Raw genomic sequence first — 21,439 nt, 5'->3', positions numbered from 1 at the left:
AGACGCGGGGTGGAGCAGTCTGGCAGCTCGTCGGGCTCATAACCCGAAGGTCGTAGGTTCAAATCCTGCCCCCGCAACCAAATAAATCAAGGACTTCCGTGTTTTCGGCAAGTCCTTTTTTATTGAATCAATTTACAGTTGCAGAGGCCGTTGTGATTTTGCCTCTCTTTTAGCTGCTCCCTGCTCTCATCCACTATCAAACCACAAAATCATACTTATAGTGTGACTTATCCGCTTGTAGTATTTAACAAGCAGGCTTTTTATTTTGTACTGAAGGATAAAGGCATGGATTTAACCCTTTTAATTTTTTTATCGGTTTATGTTGCCATGGGGTTTGGCAAATTACCTGGATTTAAAATTGATCGTACCGGATCAGCCCTGGTTGGTGCACTTGCCATGCTATCCATCGGAAGTATTTCATCACAGGCGGCATGGAATGCCATCGATTATAAAACCATTGGTCTATTATTTGGATTAATGATTGTCTCTGGTGCATTTGCCGTGTCCGGGTTTTATGGCTGGGCTGCCCATAAAGTCGCAACCTTAAATGTAAATCCTGCAAAATTGCTCGCCGTTTTTATTATGGTTAGTGGTATTCTGTCGTCCATATTAACCAATGATGTCGTGGTTGTTGCCATGACGCCGCTACTTGTTTCCATCACACTTGTCCGTGGCCTGAATCCGATTCCATTTTTACTTGGCTTTTGTTTTGCTGCCAATGCCGGTTCCGTGGGCACACTCATTGGTAGCCCGCAGAATATGATTGCCGCGCAAGCACTTGATGTGTCTTTTGTTGAGCTATTAAAAGTGGCTGGCCTGCCTGCCATCATTTCTTTATTTATTGTTTGGGGTGTCATTTGTTTTCTGTTTAGAGGTAAATGGGAAACCAAACAATCCGCCTCTCATGCGCATGCACCCATGTCATTACCCCAACTCAATCTCATCGAAACACTGAAGGCATCCGTGGTGACTGTTGCCCTTGTTGTTTTATTTATCATTGATATTTGGCCACAAGAACTGGTTGCACTCGCAGCAGCCGGTATTTTGCTTATTAACCGAAAGATTGCCTCGAATGATGTATTGAAAGAGGTTGATGGAAATTTAATCCTGCTGATTATGGGGCTGTTCATTGTCAATGCGGCCATGGCAGCAACAGGACTGCCTCAAACGCTGCTTGCCGATTTGAAGCACTTGGGCATGGATTTAAATGATCCGCTGTCTTTATATGCAACCGGTGCAGCATTAAGCAATATTGTGGGTAATAACCCAACCGTCATGTTGCTGGTTCCCTATTTGGATGCCGGTGCCGATGCGAATGCACTTTGTGCGGCGCTTGCACTTGGTACCGGTTTTTCAAGCAATATGGTAATTTTTGGCAGTCTGGCCGGTATCGTAGTTGTTGAACAGGCGAAAAGCTGTGGCGTGGAAATCTCTTTTATGGATTTCGCAAAAGCAGGTTTTCCCGTGTCTGTCATCTGTCTGGTTTTGGCTGGTTTGTGGATATATTTGCTTTAGATCGGTTTATTCACTGACGTTGCTGCAGATGATTACAGGCCTGGCTGCATAAAACAGGCAGGCCTGTGGTTATTGAGCTTGGGCCTTGGTGGCTATGCGGGGTGTTCGTGATGTCTTGGGCAGGGTCTAGTCGGTACCATGGCCATTATTGCTTAGCATTTGCATTTGTTCGGCAATGGTTTCTGTTGTGTAGCGGTCCTGGCCTGTGTTTTTGTCTTGCCATTTGCGTGTTTTAAGGCGGCCTTCGACATATACCGCATTGCCTTTTTTAAGGTATTGTCCGGCAATTTCGGCCAGACGGCCAAAGAAAGCAACACGATGCCACTCGGTTTCTTCACGGCGCTCGCCCGTGTTTTTGTCTTTCCAGTTCAAAGAGGTGGCAATGGATACATTACACATGGCTGTGCCGTCGGGGCTGTGCTTGATTTCGGGGTCGTGCCCCAGATTTCCCACTAAAATAATTTTGTTGACTGATGCCATAAAAATTTCCTGAAAAGGGTGATCCAGGTTTTATGGTAGGGGAATTGCCTATATTGCTGAGTAAATGGTGCAGCATTGTGTCCATTGTGGTTATTGCTTAATGGATTTGGAGATTGAGGGAAGTGGTGGAGTGCCGGAAAGCGGATGAGTGAAAGAAAGAACTAAATTGCGATGTCGTTCAGGGGGGGGGTAAGGTGATAAAGGCTAAGACAAAGGGCTAACAAATAAAAATAACGAACGACAAAGGGGGTAAATGAAAAAGCCTGTTTCTATAAAGAAACAGGCTTTTTAAAACTGGTTGCGGGGGCAGGATTTGAACCTACGACCTTCGGGTTATGAGCCCGACGAGCTGCCAGACTGCTCCACCCCGCGTCTGAAGAATATAATAATAGTCTACCTGTTATAATAATGCAAGCCGTTTATCGGATTTTAATAACAAACCATATACTGAACCATGGATGAACATTTAATACGCAATGTGTTGGAGGCCGCGCTATTGTGTGCTCAGCAACCAATGAAGGTCTCTGATCTGGCAAAATTGTTTGCTGAGTCGGATGAAGTAAAAAACGATGTAATTAAGCAACAATTGTTAAATTTGCAAGACGCGTGGTCAAATAAAGGTTTAGAATTAACGCAGTTGGCTAGTGGATGGCGTTTTCAAAGTCGTCCACAAATGCAAAAGTATTTAGAACGCCTTAATCCAGAAAAACCACCTAAATATTCAAGGGCGGTTTTGGAAACATTGGCAATTATTGCCTGGCGTCAACCGGTTACACGGGGCGACATAGAAGATATTCGCGGTGTGACGGTATCTTCCCAAATCATTAAAACTTTAGAAGAGCGTGGCTGGATAGAAGTGTTGGGTCACAGGGATGCACCTGGAAGACCGGCTTTGCTTGGGACCACAAAACAATTTTTAGATGATCTGGGATTGAAAGCGCTGGATGAATTGCCTGGTTTGGCCTCTGAGGGAGAGGTGCTTCTGGTTGCCGGAGATAAACTTGCCGGCTTGTTTCCTGCTGAGGAAAATCCGGAAGAAAATAGCAGTCATGAGCAGTCGCCCGTTGTGGATTTAACGCCCGAGGTGGCAGTTGTCCCGAATTCCGGGCAAATTGTGAATAATGATTGAAAAGCAATAAATAAACAGTTAAGTAAAAAACGCGGGCAGGACAAGTATTTACTTGCCGGTGTTTGATTAATGGTGAATCACTAAGACCACTTTAATTTCAAAGTGCTTTCGGAAGAAGGTCAAATAAGCAAATATATGGATACAGTAACGGAAACCGTCACGATTGTCGCGGGTGGTGAGGCGCAGCCTGACTCTGCTCAAGTGAAAAGCAAGGGTCGTAAATTGCGCACGCCATTCAGACGCAGGCGTGCTGATGCAACAATCGAGCCCAGGAAAGAAAAAGCAGTTGCAGCAGAGCAACCGGAAAACGTTCCGGAGCCCGCGAAACGAACACGCAAGCCAACCGCCAAGAGTGGTGTTGCAGCGAGCAAGCGCAAACCGGTAGCTCGCAAACCAGCGGCAAACCGGCCGGCTCAGGAAGTGTCTGCAGCGGAATTGGTGAACGATGAGCAGGTATTTGATGAAAATGAATCGAATAATGCTCTGGCGTTTCTGGAAAAATCCGCAAAACTTGAGCAGCGCCTGGGTAAGTATCTGACCAGTGATGCGGTTATGCCCAAGTTGCATAAGGTTTTGGCGGATGCGGGTGTGGGTTCGCGTCGTGAAATGGAAGAGCTGATTATTGCCGGACGGGTTTCGGTTAACGGTGAGCCTGCGCATATCGGTCAGCGGGTTGGTGTGAATGATGTGGTTCGTGTTAACGGACGTCTGGTTGCCCGTCCCAATGCCAAGCGCCCGCCCCGGGTGATTTTGTATCATAAACCTGCCGGAGAAATTGTCAGTCATGATGATCCGGAAGGTCGTGCGACCGTGTTCTCCCGATTGCCCAAGATGCGTACGGGTAAATGGGTGTCAGTCGGTCGTCTTGACTTGAATACCGAAGGCTTGCTGATATTCACAACTTCGGGTGATTTGGCCAATCGGTTCATGCATCCGCGTTACGGTAACGAACGTGAGTATGCAGTGCGCGTATTGGGTGAATTGGGTGTTGAGCAAATCCAATCCCTGACCAAGGGTATTCAGTTGGATGATGGTCTGGCAGCGTTTGGGGTGATGGAGCATATTGGCGGTGAAGGCAGTAATCGCTGGTATCGCGTCACGATCCAGGAAGGCCGGAATCGTGAAGTGCGTCGCATGTTCGAGGCGGTGGGTGTAACAGTCAGTCGTCTGATTCGGACGCGTTTTGGAGAGGTTGTCCTGCCAAGGAATCTGCGCCGTGGTCGCTGGGAAGAGCTGGATCCTTCATTGGTGGTGGCATTGATGGTTCGTCTGGGTTTAATGAAGGCTGATGATGATTCGGCCTCGGGCAGAGGGCGTGATCGTCAGCCAATATCGCATGATAATGCCATGCCGCCAGGGTTTGAATCTGCGGTTCCTGATATGGGTTTTGGTCCTTCATCGTATGCGAGGGCAGCGGGCAATGGGCAGCGTAAGCCTGCTCGTCCTGGTGGTGTATATAATCGCAAGCCCAATCAGTCCCGTACCGAGGGTGGTGGTTATGCTAAAAATTCGTCCAGAAAAAACACGCGTCCCAAACAGGAAGGTGTTGCGCGTCCTGAAGGTGGACATAAAGCCAGAGGGGCGGCCCGTCATAAGGATGATTGGCAGCCCAAGGGTGCGGCAGCTCACGAGTCCAGGCTGGGCTTTGTCGGTCGTGGCAGAAGCGGTCGGTAGGCTTTAATGATGTTGTTTTGTTGATAAAATATCAAATACTTAGCAAAATCCAGGTTTTTTTGATATAATCATAGGTTGTCTAGTTGTAAATTCCTTTTTTGAGCAAAAGGAATTTACCTGGTTTATGGAACGAATTATATAAAAACAACGGTTGAGGGATTAAGCCGGTGTTTTTGTAAACAATGGGCTGTAAAAGCCCATTTTTTTATTGTATGGCTGATTTATATACTCTTACTGAACAAGCGATAGCTGGCCTTGGGGTCGAGCTGGTTGATGTCGAGCGTGCTGCCTTTGGGTTGCTGCGCGTAACCATAGATCGTGAAGGTGGCGTGCGAATTGAGGACTGTGAACAGGTTTCTCGCCAACTATCGCGGGTGTTTGAAGTTGAAAATATCGACTATAAACGTCTTGAAGTCGGTTCGCCAGGTGTAGATCGCCCTTTGCGTACACTGGCCGATTTCAAACGGTTTGCCGGTGAGCGGGTGGAAATTAAATTACGTGAAGCTGTCGATAATCGCAAAGTCTTTACCGGGATTTTGTCACAGGAAACGGCTTCTGATGGAACGCAGACAGGTCAATTCTGTCTGGAATTTGATGTTAAAAAGAACGAAACTCAAGTCATTGTTTTTGCATTCGAAGATGTAGAAAAGGCAAAACTTGATCCGGTTCTTGATTTCAAGGGTAAAAAGCGATGAGTCGCGAAATTCTTCTATTGGTTGATGCGTTAGCACGTGAAAAAAATGTGACACGTGAAGTGGTTTTTAGTGCGCTTGAGAGTGCTTTGGCCTCAGCCATGAAAAAACGTTTTAAAGAAGATGCTGATATTCGTGTAACGATAGATCGGGCTACGGGTGCGCATGAAGGCTACCGTCGCTGGCTCGTCGTGCCCGATGAGGCTGGATTGCAGGAACCTGACCGTCAGGAACTGTTTAGCGATGCCCAAGAGATCAAACCTGGTATCCAGGAAGGCGAATACATTGAAGAGCCTCTTGAGCCCGTTGAGTTCGGTCGTATTGGTGCGCAGGCTGCCAAGCAGGCTATCCTGCAAAAAATTCGCGATGCTGAGCGTGAGCAGGTGCTTAATGATTTCCTCGATCGTGGGGAAAGCATTATTGCCGGTACGGTCAAACGCCTGGATAAAGGCGATGCCATTATTGAAACCGGCAAAATAGAGGCCCGGCTGCCTCGTAGTGAAATGATCCCCAAGGAAAACCTGCGGGTTGGTGATCGTGTTCGTGCATGGGTGGCCAAGGTTGACCGTACTGCCCGCAATCAGCAAATCATTCTGTCCCGTACGGCCCCCGAGTTCATTCGCGAGTTGTTCGAAAATGAAGTTCCCGAGATCGAGCAGGGATTGCTTGAAATCAAGGCGGCTGCCCGTGATCCTGGCATGCGTGCCAAAATTGCCGTGGTGGCCTATGACAAAAGAATTGACCCTATCGGAACCTGCGTAGGCATGCGTGGTTCGCGTGTTACCGCGGTTCGTAATGAATTGGGTGGTGAGCAGGTCGATATCGTTCTGTGGGCGGATGATCCGGCCGAGTTCGTGATTGGTGCCCTGGCACCTGCTAATGTCGAGTCCATTCTTGTGGATGAAGAAAAGCATGCCATGGATGTCGTGGTTGATGCCGAGAACCTGCCCAAAGCCATCGGTTCCAAAGGTCAGAACGTAAGACTGGCCTCTGAACTGACCGGCTGGCAAATCAATATCATGACGCCAGAAGAAAACCGCAATCGCCAGGATGAAGAGCGTGCCGCAATGCGTGCCACATTCATCGAGAAACTGGATGTGGATGAAGAAGTGGCTGATATCCTTATTGATGAAGGTTTTACAGGTCTTGAAGAGGTCGCTTATGTGCCCATTCAAGAGTTGCTTGAAATTGAAGGTTTCGATGAGGATACCGTTAATGAGTTGCGTAACCGTGCCCGTACTGCTTTGTTGACCGAAGCAATCGTACAGGAAGAGCGTGTTGAAACTGCCCAGGATTTGCTGGATCTGGAAGGTCTGACCCCAGAGCTTATTGCAAAACTGGCCGAAGGTGGTATTCAGACACGTGATGATCTTGCTGAGTTGTCCACTGATGAACTGTCGGAAATGACCGGTTTGTCAGATGAGCAGGCAGGAGAGTTAATTATCAAGGCGCGAGCCCACTGGTTTGATGAAGATGAAAATTAATCTTCATATCTACAGTTTTAATCAGATTGCCTATTGAATGTTGTTGAATTGTTGTGAAAGGGAAGAGAGAGCCTAATGCCCAGTATTACTGTTGCCCAGTTTGCCGTCGAACTGAAATTGCCTGCCAATGTGTTGCTTGAACAGCTTCGTGCGGCAGGTGTCAATGTGAATTCTGTAGAGGATAATGTCACCGAGAGCGATAAAACCAAACTACTGGATTCCCTTCGCCGTGCGCATGGTGCAAAAGAGGGTAAGAAAATTACGGTAACACGCCGTGAAACGTCAGAGATCCGTCAGGCGGATAGCTCCGGGCGCTCTCGTACCATCCCGGTTGAAGTTCGTAAAAAACGGGTTTTTGTCAAGCGGGATATCACAGATGGCAAAGAAGCCGTGGCAGAGGCCGCCAGGTCTGTTGCCCCGCTAACAGCGCCTGATCAGGCCGTAAAAACACAGCCTGAAGTCGAGGCCGTGTCAAAAGAAATAGTGCAAAAAGAAGAAAATCTATCGGTTGCACAAACTTCTGCTGCGAAAGTGGCTCCTGAAGCTGTACAATTGCAAGATAAGCCACAAGAAAATGTCCCGCCAACCGCCAAGGCATCTCCTGAAACGGTATCTGGCGATGCCCAGGAAACAACTCAGCAGCCAGTAGTTGCGGCTGACAGTGTGGCAAAAGAAGTGAAATCCACAGAGCCTGACGGTAGTCCTCAGCCGCAAGTTCAACAATCCTCCGTAACTACGGAAGAATCATCAATTACATCTCAACAGGTTGAGAAAAAAGAAGTGCATACTGAATCCAAAAATGTGCCGTCTGCTTCAGTAAAGGCTGATCAGAAACCAGCCCAGGCGTCGACGGTTAAAAGCAAGTCTCCAGAATCAGGCCGTATCAATGAACAGCGTGATGGCAAAACATCACGACCGGCTGATCAAAAGTCGTCCCAGCAGGCAAGGCAGGGTGGCCGAAACGAAGTGGTTAAGGGCAAGGCGCCCGTTGCCGCACCAGCGGTCAATAAAGATATGAATATCCGCTCTAAAAAACCTGTTGTAGAGCCAAGACGTGAGCCGGTAGACACGGCAGCACGTGAGGAAGCACGTCGTCAGGCCGAAGCGGAAGCGGCGGCATTGCGTGATATGCTGAATCGTCCCCGCAAAGTGTTGCGCGCGGCACCCGCTGCAGTAGAAGGGGCTGACGCTGCCAAGAAAGCACCCAAGAAAGATGTCAAGCCCGTTGCTGGTGCCAAGAAAACGGAACGTGACAGCAATTGGACAGATGGTGCCCGGGGTAAAAAACCGGTCGAGAAGCGGGCGGCAGCGCCTGCCAAGGCTCAGGAAGAGGGTTGGCGTGCCGGAGGTGGTCGCAGCGGTTCCAAAAACAATCGCAGGAATCAGCAGCAACAGGTTAAAGAACCGGCAGTGCCCGAGTTTATCGCCCGTGATGTACATGTGCCGGAAACCATTTCAGTGGCAGATCTGGCGCATAAAATGTCTGTCAAGGCAGCAGAGGTCATCAAGCTGTTAATGAAGATGGGTCAAATGGTTACCATTAACCAGATTCTTGACCAGGAAACGGCCATGATTGTGGTTGAGGAATTGGGTCACCATGCCATTGCAGCCAAACTTGATGATCCCGAAGCATTCCTTGATGAAAGCGCACAAAGCATAGACGTTGAATTGCTGCCACGTGCACCGGTAGTAACCGTCATGGGTCACGTTGATCATGGTAAAACCTCTTTGCTCGACTATATCCGTCGTGCCAAAGTGGCAGTGGGTGAAGCCGGTGGCATTACCCAGCATATTGGTGCTTACCGGGTGAAAACCGAAGCGGGTGTGGCGACCTTCCTGGATACCCCGGGACACGAGGCGTTTACGGCCATGCGTGCACGTGGTGCCCAGGCAACCGATATTGTCATTCTTGTCGTGGCGGCCGATGATGGTGTCATGCCACAAACGCGAGAAGCCATTCACCATGCCAAAGCGGCTGGTGTACCTATGGTTGTGGCCATTAACAAGGTGGATAAACCCGAAGCCAACCCCGAGCGTGTCAAGCAGGAGTTGGTTGCCGAGGAAGTGGTGCCTGAAGAGTACGGTGGTGATGTACCATTTGTCCCCGTATCTGCCAAAACCGGTTTTGGTATTGATGATTTGCTCGAAAACGTATTGTTGCAAGCTGAAGTGCTTGAGCTGAAAGCCGCTGTTGATGCTCCCGCCAAAGGTGTGGTGATTGAGTCCAGCCTTGATAAGGGACGTGGTCCTGTTGCCACCATTCTGGTACAAAGTGGTACCCTGAAGCGGGGTGATGCCATCCTGGTGGGCGCAACCTATGGTCGCGTGCGTGCCATGCTCGATGAAACAGGTAAAAACATTCCCAAGGCGGGTCCATCCGTACCGGTTGAAATCCAGGGCTTGTCTGATGTGCCTGCCGCCGGTGACGAGGTCCAGGTGGTTATTGATGAGCGCAAGGCACGTGAAATCGCCTTGTTCCGTCAGGGTAAATTCCGTGACGTGAAACTGGCGCGTCAGCAGGCCGCCAAGCTTGAATCCATGTTTGACAACATTGGTGAAGGTCTGCAAACGCTTGAACTCATCGTTAAAACAGATGTCCAGGGTTCTCAGGAAGCGCTGGTTCAATCGCTGGTCAAGCTGTCTACCGATGAAATCCGTGTACGGGTTGTGCATGCAGCCGTTGGTGGTATTTCTGAAAGTGACGTAAACCTGGCCATTGCTTCCAATGCGGTTATTATTGGCTTTAACGTACGCGCCGACCAAAGTGCGAAAAAACTGGCCGAATCCAATGGTATCGATATTCGCTACTACAACATTATTTATGATGCGGTCGATGATGTTAAAAGCGCCATGTCCGGCATGCTTGCGCCAGAAAAACGCGAAGAAGTCATTGGTATGGTTGAGATTCGCGAGGTTTACAGCATTTCCCGTATTGGTAAAGTGGCCGGTTGTATGGTTACCGATGGTCTGGTACGCCGTGACTCTCAAGTACGTCTGTTGCGTAATCATGTGGTTATCTGGACCGGTTACATCGACTCCCTCAAACGCTTCAAGGATGATGCCAAAGAAGTGAAAGCCGGTTTCGATTGCGGTATCACTTTAAGGGGTAATAACGATATCGAAGTGGGCGATCAGCTTGAGATCTTCGAAATCAAAGAAATTGCCCGTACGCTGTAAATTTCATTATGAATCGACACAAGTCAAAATCACCTGCCAGCCGTAATGTGCGACTGGCAGATCAGATACAGAAAGATCTGGCAGTCCTTATCCAGCGTGAGTTGGATATGTCTCGTGTGGGCCTTATTACCTTGACCGGGGTTGACCTGAGTGCGGATTATGCACATGCCAAAGTGTATTTCACCGTTCTGGGCGCAGAGCCTGAAGTGGCTTCTGCTGCCTTGAATGAAAAGGCAGGCTGGTTGCACTCATTGCTGTTTAAAATGCTGCACATTCATACGGTGCCCACCTTGCGTTTCATTCATGATGAGCAGATGGCGCGTGGTATCGAGATGACACAGCTTATCGATCGTGCAAACCGTCCGGAAGATTTTCCTGTACAAACAGATAATCTTGATGATATTGAAACAGGCAAAAAATAATTGCCTGGTATTTGGGTAAACAAATGGGACGAAGGAAAGGTCTGGACATTACCGGGGTGCTACTGCTTGATAAACCGGTAGATTTATCAAGCAACCACGCCCTGCAAAGAGCCAGACGTGCTATGGATGCAAAAAAAGCCGGTCATACAGGAACTTTGGATCCTTTTGCGACCGGCTTGTTAGTCTGCTGTTTTGGGAAAGCGACTAAAATATGTGGTCCCATGCTGAATGTGGATAAAAAATATATTGCCACGCTTCAGTTGGGTTCGGAAACCGATTCAGGCGACCTGACGGGGACTGTTACTCAGGAGGCTGCGGATTTTACCGGTATTACCGCAGAACGGTTAAACAATGTATTGCCCCGTTTTTTGGGTGAAATACAGCAAATTCCGCCGATGTATTCGGCCTTGAAGCGGGATGGGCGTCCGCTTTATGAATATGCGCGTCAAGGAATAGAGCTTGAGCGTGAACCTCGTACAGTAACCATCTACGAAATAAATGTGCTGCGTGTTCAACCTGAGATGGTCGAGTTGGAAGTGTCTTGCAGTAAAGGCACTTATATACGCACACTTGCCCAGGATATTGGAAGGGCATTGGGCTGCTTTGCGCACCTTATTGCCTTGCGGCGAACGGCGGTTGGCCCGTTTACCATAGATAATGCAATTGACCTTGCTTCATTGCAGAGTATGGAATCACCGGTTGATACGCTGATAGCCCTGGATGAACTACCAGACGGTCTCGTGCCGTTAAAACTACTTCAAAAGGAAATACTATGAGCCAAGCGCTCCGTAACGTTGCGATTATTGCTCACGTTGACCATGGTAAAACAACCATGGTTGATCAGTTGTTACATCAGGCGGGTACGTTCCGTGATAACCAGCATATTGCTGAACGTGTCATGGACTCCGGAGATATTGAAAAAGAACGTGGCATTACCATTCTGTCAAAGAACTGCGCTGTCGAATATGAAGGTACCCACATCAATATCATTGATACGCCCGGACACGCCGATTTTGGTGGTGAGGTAGAGCGCGTATTGTCGATGGTTGATGGTGTCTTGCTGCTGGTCGATGCCGTGGAAGGCCCTATGCCACAAACCCGTTTCGTGACCAAGAAAGCCCTTGCCCTGGGTCTGAAACCCATTGTTGTGGTCAATAAAATTGATCGTCCTGGCGCACGTCCCGATTTTGTCATCAATACAACTTTCGACTTGTTTGACAAGCTTGGTGCAACAGAAGAGCAGCTTGACTTTCCGGTTGTGTATGCCTCTGGCCTGTCCGGTTTCGCAGGTCTGACCGATGATGTGCGTGAAGGCGATATGCGTCCCTTGTTTGATGCTATTTTGCAGCATGTTCCACAGCGGAATGATGACAAAGATGCCCCCTTGCAAATGCAAATCATCTCGCTTGACTACAACAGTTATGTGGGCAAGATTGGTGTTGGCCGGGTTAACCGTGGTCGCATCCGTGCCGGGCAGGATGTGGTGGTCAAATTTGGTGAGGATGGCGCCACCTTTAAAGGTCGTGTCAACCAGGTTCTTAAGTTCCGGGGTCTGGAGCGTGTGCAGGTCGATTCTGCTGAAGCCGGTGATATTGTCCTGATTAACGGCATTGATGAGATCGGTATCGGTTGTACCTTGTGTGATCCGGCCAAGCCCGAAGCGTTGCCAATGCTGAAAATTGATGAACCCACTTTGACCATGAACTTCATGGTTAATACATCACCGTTGGCAGGTCGTGAAGGTAAATTCGTGACCAGTCGTCAGATTCGCGATCGTCTTAATCTTGAGCTCAAATCCAATGTGGCCCTGCGTGTGAAAGATACCGACGATGATACCGTGTTTGAGGTATCTGGCCGTGGTGAGCTGCACCTGACCATTTTGCTTGAAAACATGCGTCGCGAAGGCTATGAACTGGCCGTGTCCCGTCCTCGTGTGGTTTACAAGGAAATTGACGGCGTGCGTTGTGAGCCGCTGGAATTGTTAACCGTAGACCTTGAAGATGGACATCAGGGCAGTGTGATGGAAGAGTTGGGCCGCCGTAAAGGTGAGCTGCTGGATATGCAATCCGATGGCCGTGGCCGTACCCGGCTTGAGTATCGTATTCCTGCACGTGGTCTTATCGGCTTCTCAACCGAGTTTATGTCCCTGACACACGGTACCGGTCTTATGAGTCATATTTTTGATGAGTATGCTCCTGTTCGTGAAGGTAGTGTGGGTGAGCGTCGCAATGGTGTTCTGATCAGTCAGGATAATGGTGATGCCGTGGCTTATGCCTTGTGGAAACTGCAGGATCGGGGCCGGATGTTTGTGTCACCCGGTGAGCCTCTGTATGAAGGCATGATTATCGGTATTCACAGTCGTGATAATGACCTGGTGGTTAACCCCATCAAGGGCAAGCAGTTAACCAATATCCGTGCTTCGGGCACTGATGAAGCCGTGCGCCTGGTTCCGCCTATCAAGCTGAATCTGGAATACGCGGTTGAGTTCATTGATGACGATGAACTGGTTGAAGTAACACCCAAAAGCATACGTCTGCGCAAGCGCTACCTGCTTGAGCATGAGCGCAAGCGTGCCGCCCGTGAGAATTCCGGCTTGTAATTAGACCTGGTAAAAACGGCACAGTCAATAAACCGCCGCTTCAGTTCAGGCTTGCAGTCTGGGCAGAAGGGGCGGTTTATTTGTGCGTGATGGATATTGATTTTAATCATGTAGCATCTATTTAGCGTGGTTTTATGGTTTACGATATAATATTTCAATGTTAGTATCAGTCGGTATCCTCTGTTTGTAATTTAAAGTGTGATCAATTTAACTTTCCTTAGATGACTGTGAACCGGATTTCTCCGCTTAAAGGTATCTCATGCAGGTATATATTCTTATACCTGTGTCTGGCCTTGTTTGCGCTGCGTTCGCTCATACCGGTTGGTTATATGCCCAATATGCAGGCTCTGGGCCAGGGCAAGATAGAGATCATTCTTTGTACACCAACAGGTACCCAGTCCACTTTTGTTTCAATCGAAACCCCGCATAATCAGTCCAGCCCGGATAATGCCTACGATGGCATGTTAAGTTGTCCTTTCAGCGTCGTTAACGCGCAAGGAATGCTAGCGGGTTCACCTGGTGTCGGCCTGGATGTTTTCAATTTACCCGGCTTGGTTGCCCCCTCTCTCGACCATTCTCAGGTAATGAATGTCCGCCTGTCAGGGCCTCCGCTAGGTCCAAGGGCACCTCCTTTGGCAGTCTAGTAAGTAAAAACAAACCCGTTAAGCGGGATGTTGTTAAATACCCATTCAAGGTTGGCTTCTAGACCAAGCTCACCATGCTTGCTGTATTTAACGCTATGCTTCCGCCTTGAACAGTTTTGATTGGCATAAACCACGCTTTTTATATATTTTCTCCTGATAAAAACACGGTTTTTACCCGTCATTTCCCATTCTGTTCAAGGTGGATTTGAATGCTTTATTTAACTTGAATGCATGCAATGTCAATAAATCAAAAACGTAGGTTGGTGCTAACCGGATTGGGCATCTTGCCTTTGATGCTTGCTGGTTGCAGTAAAGAAAAACCGCTCGTTGTTCATGGACAGGATATTACCGGAGCAAATTTTGGGCGTGATTTCAACTTGCAGGGACCTAATGGCAAACGTTATACCCTTAATGATTTCAAGGGCAAAGCGCTCATGATTTTTTTTGGGTTTACCCAATGTCCCGATGTCTGTCCTACAGCCCTTGCACGAGCGGTTGAAATTAAAGGTCTGTTAGGTGAAGATGCCGATAAATTACAGGTGCTGTTCATCACCATAGATCCGGAACGTGATACCCCGGAAATGTTGGAAGCATATACGAATGCCTTTGATCCTTCTTTTATGGGGCTTTACGGTACGCTGGATGAAACACAGGCTGTGGCGAAAGAGTTCAAAATTTATTATAAAAAAGTGCCAACCGGTTCTTCTTACACAATGGATCACAGCGCGCTTAGTTACGTTTTTGATACCGATGGCAAGTTAAGACTATCTTTGTCGCATGCGCAAAGTGCGCAAGAGTGTGCGGAAGATATTCGTCAATTGCTAGCATAATTTCAAAAAACCAATCCCCATACAGAGGAATACCATGAAATTTTTGATTAAACCGATTAATTCGGCGCTGATTGTTTCGGCTGTTTTGTTTTCTGCCTCAGCAAGTGCGGCGGTCACTGTTGAAGATGCCTGGGTACGCGCTACTGTTCCAGGACAGCAGGCAACAGGTGCTTTCATGAAATTGACATCCGATAAGGATGGAAAACTGATTGAGGCCAAATCCAATATTTCCAAAGCGGTGGAAATACATGAAATGGCCATGCAGGACGATGTCATGAAAATGCGTCAAATTCCCGCCCTTGATTTACCCAATGGAAAGCAGGTTGAGTTGAAACCGGGTGGTTACCACATCATGTTTATCGACTTGCATAATCAGGTCAAGGAAAATGATGAGGTTGAGCTGCAGCTTGTTGTTGAAAATAATGATGGCAGCAAGGAAACTATCGATATTAAAGCACTGGCCAAACCTTTGACAAAATCTGCCGAAACTGCAAAGCATGATGAACCTATGTCAATGCACAAGCACGGACATTAATGTTTGTGATCCGGTTTCATGCCGGATCTTTTTTACTTATCTATGAAGCCCCTTGTGAAAATTTTAAAATTCTTTATCCCGGTGCTGTTGGTGGCCGGTATTTCATGGTTGGCGGTTGATTACTTCAAAAAGCCCAAGTATGAGTGGATTGAAATTTGTACTGCCGAGGGGATAAAAAGAGTCAAGTACGATGATCAGGGTAATTTGCTGGCCGAGGAATGGATCAGCCAAATTCCCGCTCATTTGCTTTTGGTGGAAGAAAGTCAAAGTGAAGCACAAAACCAGATACCCGAAATCAAACTGATTGAGTTGGATCATGTAGAGGTTGATCAATGTTGGGTAAGGTTATTACCCGGACATTTACCGGCAGCCGCTTATTTCGAATTAAAGAACAACTCTGGCAAGGAACTTGTGTTAAACGCGATTAAAACCCCGTCTTATGCTTCGGCCGTCATGCATGAAAACATCAGGAAGCAGGGTATGATCACCATGGAGCGGCTTGATAAAGTCAGTATTGCCGCTAACGGATCTCTGTCTTTTTCACTGAATACCTATCATATTATGCTGGAAAATAAACAGGCAAATCTCAAGCCGGGTGATTTCATCTCATTGCAATTCTATTTTCAGGATGAAGGCATGAAAACAGTGCAGTGCAAAGTCAATTCACCCAATTCCCTGAGTTATTAGACATTGAATTTCGATTTTGATCAAAAAATAAGCAAATAATAAAATATTATTAAAATTCAATGGGCTATGATTCTTTTACAGAATTATTAAAGTACTATTCACATTTTTGTTCTCTTTTTTTGTTAATAACTCAATAATTTCCAAAAATGTTAACAACACTGTTGGTAAATTGTGTGTAAGCTGTGAGTGTCTTGTGAATAAATATTTTTGAGCTCAATGGCCATTTTTTTTAAATTCCTGATTATATTTTTAGTGCTGTTTTGGCTGGCACGTTTTTTTAGCCGAAAAATCAATCAGCTTTGGGCAGGAACCATCGGAGCGGCCATGCAGTGGATCACTGACAATGGTGCACGCATGATGAAATTCATGTTTTTCCTGGCGGGCGTGTTGTTTTTAATATTGATATTCCAATGGAGTAGAACGGGCTAGTTCAACGCCATTGTCTGAAGTGATATTTGCACGGATTTAATTCTTTTGTGAGTTTATAGGGCACATATTTTCCGGAACCGACTGGTTTGCCTGTTCCGGATTTTAGTTTGTCTGCGCAAAAAAGACGGTTTTTATCATGAATATGACGGCAAGCGCTAGCGCTTCGGATGTGCGCCAGATCCCCGTCGTGATTGGGTTTGATTGTTACCACCAATGTGTGCTTCACGATCGCTGCGGCTATCCGGGGTTCGCTGGCCTTGGTTTAGCTGAGTGGGTCGTTTGTTGCCTTGTTGATTGGTGTCATTGCTTACTTTGCCGGTGTGAGGTTCTTGTTTATCATTGGCTTTTGAGTGAGACGTCATAGTTTGCTCCTGTTGGTTAGAAACATTAATAATTTCATCCACTTTTTAACGTTACCTTAAGCCTTGGGCGACTGCAAGTACATACACTAATTGATGCAATTTCGGGTTTTGTCTTTTGCCATGCTTTTGGCATAGATGAGTGTCTTATGTTAAAAAGGGTGATTCAAATGGAGTGGATCAATGGCGAAAAACAATAAAGGCAAGCGTAATTTCTCAAAGAAGTATCGGGTTACAGAGGGGGGGCAGTTCCAGTTGAGGAACTGTAAAACCGCTCCTGATGAGAAAATTAACGAGAACGATGCCGAAGCAATGCTCAAGGAAATGGTTGACGAAATTTCCGATCTCCAGAATATTTTGTATGCGGATAATAAATGGTCGTTATTGCTGATTTTTCAGGCCATGGATGCGGCAGGTAAAGACTCTACGATTAAAAATATATTGTCTGGCGTTAATCCTCAGGGGTGTGAGGTTTATGCCTTTGGGCGTCCATCCGCAGAAGAGCTGGGGCATGATTTTTTATGGCGCACCACGAAATGTTTGCCACAACGGGGCAATATTGGCGTTTTTAATCGCTCCTACTATGAAGAAACCCTGATTACCCGTGTGCATCCTGAGCTGTTGAAAGCGCAGAATTTACCTGACACGCTGGTGACGGAAAATATTTGGAAAGAGCGCTTTGATGATATTTGTGCTTTTGAAAAACATATGGCACGCAATGGCACCAGGATTTTAAAATTCTTTCTTTATCTGTCTCCTGAAGAGCAAAAAGCAAGGTTTATCGAGCGGATCGAAAATCCCAAGAAAAACTGGAAGTTTGATAAAAATGACCTTTATGAGCGTACTTTTTGGAAAAAGTACATGCATGCCTATGAAGAAAGCATCAGACATACTGCTTGTGAGCATGCGCCCTGGTATGTGATTCCAGCTGATAATAAAGCATATGCCAGGCTGGCAGTGGCAGATGCGGTGTTATCCACCCTGAAAGAGCTTGATTTGCAGTATCCCAGTTTAAGTAATGAAGTTCTTGTATCCCTTGAGTCTTACAAGGATATTCTGGATAAAGAAGAGCGGGGAATTTATAAAATATAAATGGCAGGATTATGGGGTTTGATTGGGTGTGTAGGACGTGTTTTTCGACACAATCAGAATGATTGATACTTTTAAACCACAAAAATTAAAAAAAAATGCATAAAAATCACGAGGGGCTTGTCATGTTGGCTGATTTGTTGCATAATTTCATTCTTATTTGATCCCCGATAGCTCAGACGGTAGAGCGACGGACTGTTAATCCGCAGGTCACTGGTTCGATCCCAGTTCGGGGAGCCAAATTTTAAAATCTGTTTTTCCAGATTTTAAATCTGGAAGTTAAATTCCGAAAATCCAAAAATTATATTTTGCGCGTCATGTTCTTGCAATTTTATAGTTTTTGTTGTTATAATAGCTTTCTTATTCCCCGATAGCTCAGACGGTAGAGCGACGGACTGTTAATCCGCAGGTCACTGGTTCGATCCCAGTTCGGGGAGCCAAAATTCAAAAAAGCCGGCAATCATTCAATCATGATTGCCGGCTTTTTTCTTGTCTTTTAAGTATCTCTTGTCTTTTAATCATCAATAATAAATTAAACCCAATTGGCACTTAAGGGCAGCGTCCTGTTTTCCCACTAAATTTTTCAGTCTTCGTTTAAATATGGTTTCTATTGAAATCATATTTACATATTATTTTTTGTTTGCTTTAAGAGGCTAATCAGGAATTTTCAGGCTTTAAAGCAGTCTTTCGTAGCATTTTCTATCAAATCTTAGTTATTTTCTATTGGCTGGATAGCTATTTTTGCTTTAATATAGTTCGCATAGAAATTAATTTAACACTAATCATTCGTGTCATTATGAATTCAATAGAATCAAGTCTGCAGTACGATTTACGCATTTTGCATGCGTTGCGCCGCATTACAAGGTCTATCGCCTTGCATTCGCGGCATTTGGCGTCGTATAGCAATATTACGGCGCCACAGCTTATTTGCATGCGGGCGGTTGTGGCCAAAGGCCCCATTACCGCAACCGCCATCAGTCGTGAAATTCACGTCAGTCCGAGTACGGTTGTGGGCATCCTTGACCGCCTTGAAGACAAAGGCTTCATCAAACGTGAAAGAGGGCGCCAGGACAGGCGTACTGTGTTTATTACCGCTACCGAAGCAGGAGCTGAACTGGTTAAGAATACACCGTCTCCATTGCAGAAAAAACTGGCCGATGCGCTTAATGCGTTGCCGGAACTTGAGCAAGCCACCATCACGCTGTCGCTTGAACGTATCGTGACACTGATGGAGGCCAGCGGTACAGAGCCTGCCGAGGTTCACAAAGAACCCGCCTCACCCATTCTGGATGTTCCCGTTGGTGGGGCTCACCCTGAATCTGGAATTATGGTTTGACAACAACACGAACACCCAACCCCACACCTCCATTGCCTGAAACCCCATCTGCCTTGCCAGATGGCCTCGCAAGAGAAAACACAGCCCTGTTGCGGGCCCCATGCAAGACCGATGGCTACGCTATTTATCAGCTAATCGCAAAGTGCCCGCCACTTGATCTTAATTCGGTGTACGCCTATTTGCTCTTGTGCGAGCACTTTTCAAATACCTGTGTTGTCGCCCAATCCGCGCATGGGCTGGATGGCTTTATTTCTGCTTACATTCATCCCACCCGGCAAGACGTTTTATTTGTCTGGCAGGTAGCTGTTCATGAGCGGGCACGCGGCCAAGGCCTGGGCAGGAAAATGCTGCAAAATCTGTTGCATCGGCCCGAACTGGCTAACGTACGGTTTATAGAAACTACGGTTGGCCCAGACAATATTGCTTCGCGCAGTATGTTTGGCAGCCTGGCGCGAAAACTAAAGGCTAACGTGAATGAAAGTGACTTGTTTGAGAAAAGCCTGTTTGGCCCCGAAGCGCATGAAGACGAGAAATTAATACGTATTGGGCCATTTTCGGTTTAATACAGCACTAACCGGCTAGCGGGCAGTTTGCGGCGGGTCGGTCATAGTAAGTGTTTTACATATCATGATTAAAAAGGAGAATATCATGGACTTGAAAATATTTGACCGGATGGAGTCGGAGGTCCGAGGCTACATCCGGTCGTTTCCAGTTGTATTTAATAAGGCCAAAGGGTCATTGTTATTTGATGAAACAGGTAGGGAATACGTTGATTTTTTCAGCGGTGCCGGTACCTTGAATTACGGTCACAACAATCCTGTACTTAAGCAAAAAATGATTGAATATCTGGAAACCGATGGCCTTGTCCACAGTCTGGATATGGCTACATGCGCCAAACAAACATTTCTTGAAACGGTTGATCGCGTTTTGCTTAAGCCCAGGAACTGGGAATACAAATTGCAATTTACCGGTCCAACCGGCACTAATGCCGTCGAAGCGGCGCTTAAGCTGGCCCGTCAGGTTAAAGGACGCTCCAATATCATTTCATTTACCCATGGTTTTCATGGTGTTAGCGGTGGTTCGCTAGCTGTAACCGCGAATGAGAAATTTCGCCAAGCGGCTGGCGTTGCCCTGAGCAATACCACTTTCATGCCATTTGACGGTTATTTTGGCCCCGATGTAGACACCATTGTTTACCTTGAAAAAATGCTTGATGACGCCAGTAGTGGCCTGGATTTACCGGCGGCCATTATTGTGGAAACCGTGCAGGGTGAAGGGGGTGTTAATGTTGCCAGCTGGCGTTGGCTTAAAGAGCTGGAAAAGCTTTGCCACCGTTACGATATGCTGTTAATTGTGGATGATATCCAGGTGGGTTGCGGCAGAACCGGCAATTTCTTCAGCTTTGAAACGGCCGGTATTCGCCCCGATATTATTACCCTGTCCAAATCTTTGTCGGGTTTTGGCTTGCCCATGTCATTGGTGCTTATCAAGCCAGAGCTGGATATCTGGAAACCCGGTGCCCATAGCGGTACTTTCAGGGGCAATAATCTGGCTTTTGTTACGGCAGCGCAAACGCTTGACAGCTATTGGGCCAAGGATGACTTTGCCCGCAATACCATTCGTAAAGAACGACTGGTACGTGACTGGCTGGAAAATATCGTACACAGCTTTCCCGGTGCTGATTTAAGCGTGCGTGGAAGAGGCCTGATCCAGGGGCTGGTGTTCGAAGGCAGACCTGAACTGGCCAATAAAGTAGTCAAAAAAGCGTTTGGCCATGGTTTGGTTATAGAAACTTCGGGTGCGCGTGATGAGGTGCTGAAAATTCTTCCGGCCTTGACGATCGAAGACGAAATTCTGATTCGTGGGCTGGAAATTATCGAGCGCAGTGTAACGGAAGTATTAAAAAACCAGGGTATTAATGCCCAGGTATTGAAATTTGGAGGAATAAAGAAATGATTGTCAAGAATGTGAAAGATGTGATTGGTACCAAGGAAGAAGTGGTCACTGAGAACTGGCTGAGCCGTCGTGTGTTATTGAAAAAAGACGGCATGGGATTCTCATTTCATGAAACAGTTATTTTTCCGGGTACCGAAACACATATTCACTATCAGAACCACTTGGAAGCCGTATGGTGTGTTGAAGGTGACGGTGAAATTGAAACCGTGGCTGATGGCAAAAAATACGCCTTGGGCCCAGGGGTGGTTTATGCACTGGATCAACATGACGAGCACTGGCTGCGTGGCGGTAAAGAACCCTTACGGGTGATCTGCGTTTTCAACCCACCGCTTACGGGCCTTGAAGTGCATGATGAAGAAGGTGTTTACCCATTGGTGACTGATACCGTTTAATGGGAGAATG

Annotated in this window: 19 protein-coding genes, 4 tRNA genes and 2 pseudogenes; 22 read left to right on the top strand and 3 right to left on the bottom strand. The window is 47.0% G+C overall.

What is annotated here, in order from left to right; genetic code table 11:
• The first annotated feature begins 3 nt into the window (after positions 1-3).
• Positions 4-80: transfer RNA gene (locus tag HCX92_RS11560), tRNA-Met, on the top strand.
• Positions 81-285: 205 nt separating this feature from the next.
• Entirely contained in the window at positions 286-1,515 is a 1,230-nt protein-coding gene (locus HCX92_RS11555) for an SLC13 family permease (RefSeq protein WP_169295120.1), read from the top strand.
• A gap of 129 nt (positions 1,516-1,644) precedes the next feature.
• On the opposite strand, the pseudogene ssb reads toward HCX92_RS11555, so the two are convergent.
• Together ssb and HCX92_RS11545 are read right to left on the bottom strand one after the other, a co-directional pair.
• A pseudogene (gene ssb, locus HCX92_RS11550) lies at positions 1,645-1,995 on the bottom strand (single-stranded DNA-binding protein); the annotation flags it as partial.
• Between the two features lie 295 nt (positions 1,996-2,290).
• Positions 2,291-2,367, bottom strand: a tRNA-Met gene (locus tag HCX92_RS11545).
• Positions 2,368-2,449: 82 nt separating this feature from the next.
• Here HCX92_RS11545 and scpB point away from each other — a divergent pair.
• From scpB to HCX92_RS14790, 13 genes and pseudogenes are all read left to right on the top strand, one after another.
• Positions 2,450-2,963 (top strand): annotated as a pseudogene (scpB, locus tag HCX92_RS11540) (SMC-Scp complex subunit ScpB); the annotation flags it as partial.
• A 296-nt stretch (positions 2,964-3,259) separates the two neighbouring features.
• A complete protein-coding gene (gene rluB, locus HCX92_RS11535) occupies positions 3,260-4,798 on the top strand; it encodes a 23S rRNA pseudouridine(2605) synthase RluB (RefSeq protein ID WP_169295117.1) in 1,539 nt (512 codons plus the stop codon).
• A gap of 212 nt (positions 4,799-5,010) precedes the next feature.
• Positions 5,011-5,493 carry a ribosome maturation factor RimP gene (gene rimP / locus HCX92_RS11530; RefSeq protein ID WP_169295116.1) on the top strand — a complete coding sequence of 161 codons (483 nt, stop codon included), beginning with the start codon at positions 5,011-5,013 and terminating at the stop codon, positions 5,491-5,493.
• Positions 5,490-6,974, top strand: coding sequence for a transcription termination factor NusA (gene nusA / locus HCX92_RS11525; RefSeq protein WP_169295115.1), 1,485 nt, complete (start codon positions 5,490-5,492; stop codon positions 6,972-6,974). Before rimP ends, nusA begins: the two co-directional genes overlap by 4 nt.
• Positions 6,975-7,049: 75 nt before the next feature.
• A complete protein-coding gene (gene infB, locus HCX92_RS11520; RefSeq protein WP_169295114.1) occupies positions 7,050-10,151 on the top strand; it encodes a translation initiation factor IF-2 in 3,102 nt (1,033 codons plus the stop codon).
• An 8-nt stretch (positions 10,152-10,159) separates the two neighbouring features.
• Complete coding sequence (gene rbfA, locus HCX92_RS11515) at positions 10,160-10,573, top strand: 30S ribosome-binding factor RbfA (RefSeq protein WP_169295113.1); 414 nt, start codon at positions 10,160-10,162, stop codon at positions 10,571-10,573.
• Positions 10,574-10,596: 23 nt separating this feature from the next.
• On the top strand, positions 10,597-11,349 hold the full coding sequence (gene truB / locus HCX92_RS11510) for a tRNA pseudouridine(55) synthase TruB (RefSeq protein ID WP_169295112.1): 753 nt from the start codon (positions 10,597-10,599) through the stop codon (positions 11,347-11,349).
• Positions 11,346-13,172: a translational GTPase TypA gene (gene typA / locus HCX92_RS11505; RefSeq protein ID WP_169295111.1), complete on the top strand. Its 1,827-nt coding sequence runs from the start codon at positions 11,346-11,348 to the stop codon at positions 13,170-13,172. Before truB ends, typA begins: the two co-directional genes overlap by 4 nt.
• Positions 13,173-13,465: 293 nt before the next feature.
• Positions 13,466-13,816, top strand: a complete 351-nt coding sequence (locus tag HCX92_RS11500; protein ID WP_169295110.1) for a hypothetical protein — start codon at positions 13,466-13,468, stop codon at positions 13,814-13,816.
• 236 nt (positions 13,817-14,052) lie between these two features.
• Positions 14,053-14,646, top strand: coding sequence for an SCO family protein (locus HCX92_RS11495; RefSeq protein WP_169295266.1), 594 nt, complete (start codon positions 14,053-14,055; stop codon positions 14,644-14,646).
• Positions 14,647-14,680: 34 nt separating this feature from the next.
• Entirely contained in the window at positions 14,681-15,181 is a 501-nt protein-coding gene (locus HCX92_RS11490; RefSeq protein WP_169295109.1) for a copper chaperone PCu(A)C, read from the top strand.
• 54 nt (positions 15,182-15,235) lie between these two features.
• A complete protein-coding gene (locus HCX92_RS11485) occupies positions 15,236-15,868 on the top strand; it encodes a copper chaperone PCu(A)C (RefSeq protein WP_169295108.1) in 633 nt (210 codons plus the stop codon).
• A 216-nt stretch (positions 15,869-16,084) separates the two neighbouring features.
• Positions 16,085-16,297, top strand: coding sequence for a hypothetical protein (locus HCX92_RS14790; protein WP_211182380.1), 213 nt, complete (start codon positions 16,085-16,087; stop codon positions 16,295-16,297).
• A gap of 155 nt (positions 16,298-16,452) precedes the next feature.
• Here HCX92_RS14790 and HCX92_RS11480 read toward each other — a convergent pair whose 3' ends face one another.
• Positions 16,453-16,701 carry a hypothetical protein gene (locus HCX92_RS11480; protein ID WP_371808419.1) on the bottom strand — a complete coding sequence of 83 codons (249 nt, stop codon included), beginning with the start codon at positions 16,699-16,701 and terminating at the stop codon, positions 16,453-16,455.
• A gap of 138 nt (positions 16,702-16,839) precedes the next feature.
• Between HCX92_RS11480 and HCX92_RS11475 the strand changes: the two genes are divergently transcribed.
• The 7 genes from HCX92_RS11475 to HCX92_RS11445 all read left to right on the top strand — a co-directional run bounded on the left by HCX92_RS11475 (position 16,840) and on the right by HCX92_RS11445 (position 21,429).
• Positions 16,840-17,748, top strand: a complete 909-nt coding sequence (locus HCX92_RS11475; protein ID WP_169295107.1) for a polyphosphate kinase 2 family protein — start codon at positions 16,840-16,842, stop codon at positions 17,746-17,748.
• Positions 17,749-17,909: 161 nt separating this feature from the next.
• A tRNA-Asn gene (locus HCX92_RS11470) sits at positions 17,910-17,985 on the top strand.
• A gap of 124 nt (positions 17,986-18,109) precedes the next feature.
• Positions 18,110-18,185 (top strand) — tRNA-Asn (locus HCX92_RS11465).
• A 356-nt stretch (positions 18,186-18,541) separates the two neighbouring features.
• Positions 18,542-19,081 carry a MarR family winged helix-turn-helix transcriptional regulator gene (locus tag HCX92_RS11460; RefSeq protein ID WP_169295106.1) on the top strand — a complete coding sequence of 180 codons (540 nt, stop codon included), beginning with the start codon at positions 18,542-18,544 and terminating at the stop codon, positions 19,079-19,081.
• Positions 19,078-19,644 carry a diaminobutyrate acetyltransferase gene (ectA, locus tag HCX92_RS11455; RefSeq protein WP_371808418.1) on the top strand — a complete coding sequence of 189 codons (567 nt, stop codon included), beginning with the start codon at positions 19,078-19,080 and terminating at the stop codon, positions 19,642-19,644. The genes HCX92_RS11460 and ectA overlap by 4 nt, the downstream gene beginning before the upstream one ends.
• Positions 19,645-19,729: 85 nt before the next feature.
• Positions 19,730-21,037, top strand: coding sequence for a diaminobutyrate--2-oxoglutarate transaminase (gene ectB / locus HCX92_RS11450; protein ID WP_169295105.1), 1,308 nt, complete (start codon positions 19,730-19,732; stop codon positions 21,035-21,037).
• Positions 21,034-21,429: an ectoine synthase gene (locus HCX92_RS11445; protein ID WP_169295104.1), complete on the top strand. Its 396-nt coding sequence runs from the start codon at positions 21,034-21,036 to the stop codon at positions 21,427-21,429. Before ectB ends, HCX92_RS11445 begins: the two co-directional genes overlap by 4 nt.
• Positions 21,430-21,439 lie beyond the last annotated feature (10 nt).

The organism is Advenella sp. EE-W14 (assembly GCF_012923605.1).
Taxonomy (GTDB): Bacteria; Pseudomonadota; Gammaproteobacteria; order Burkholderiales; family Burkholderiaceae_B; genus Advenella; species Advenella alkanexedens.
This window is presented reverse-complemented; position numbering and strand designations above follow the sequence as displayed.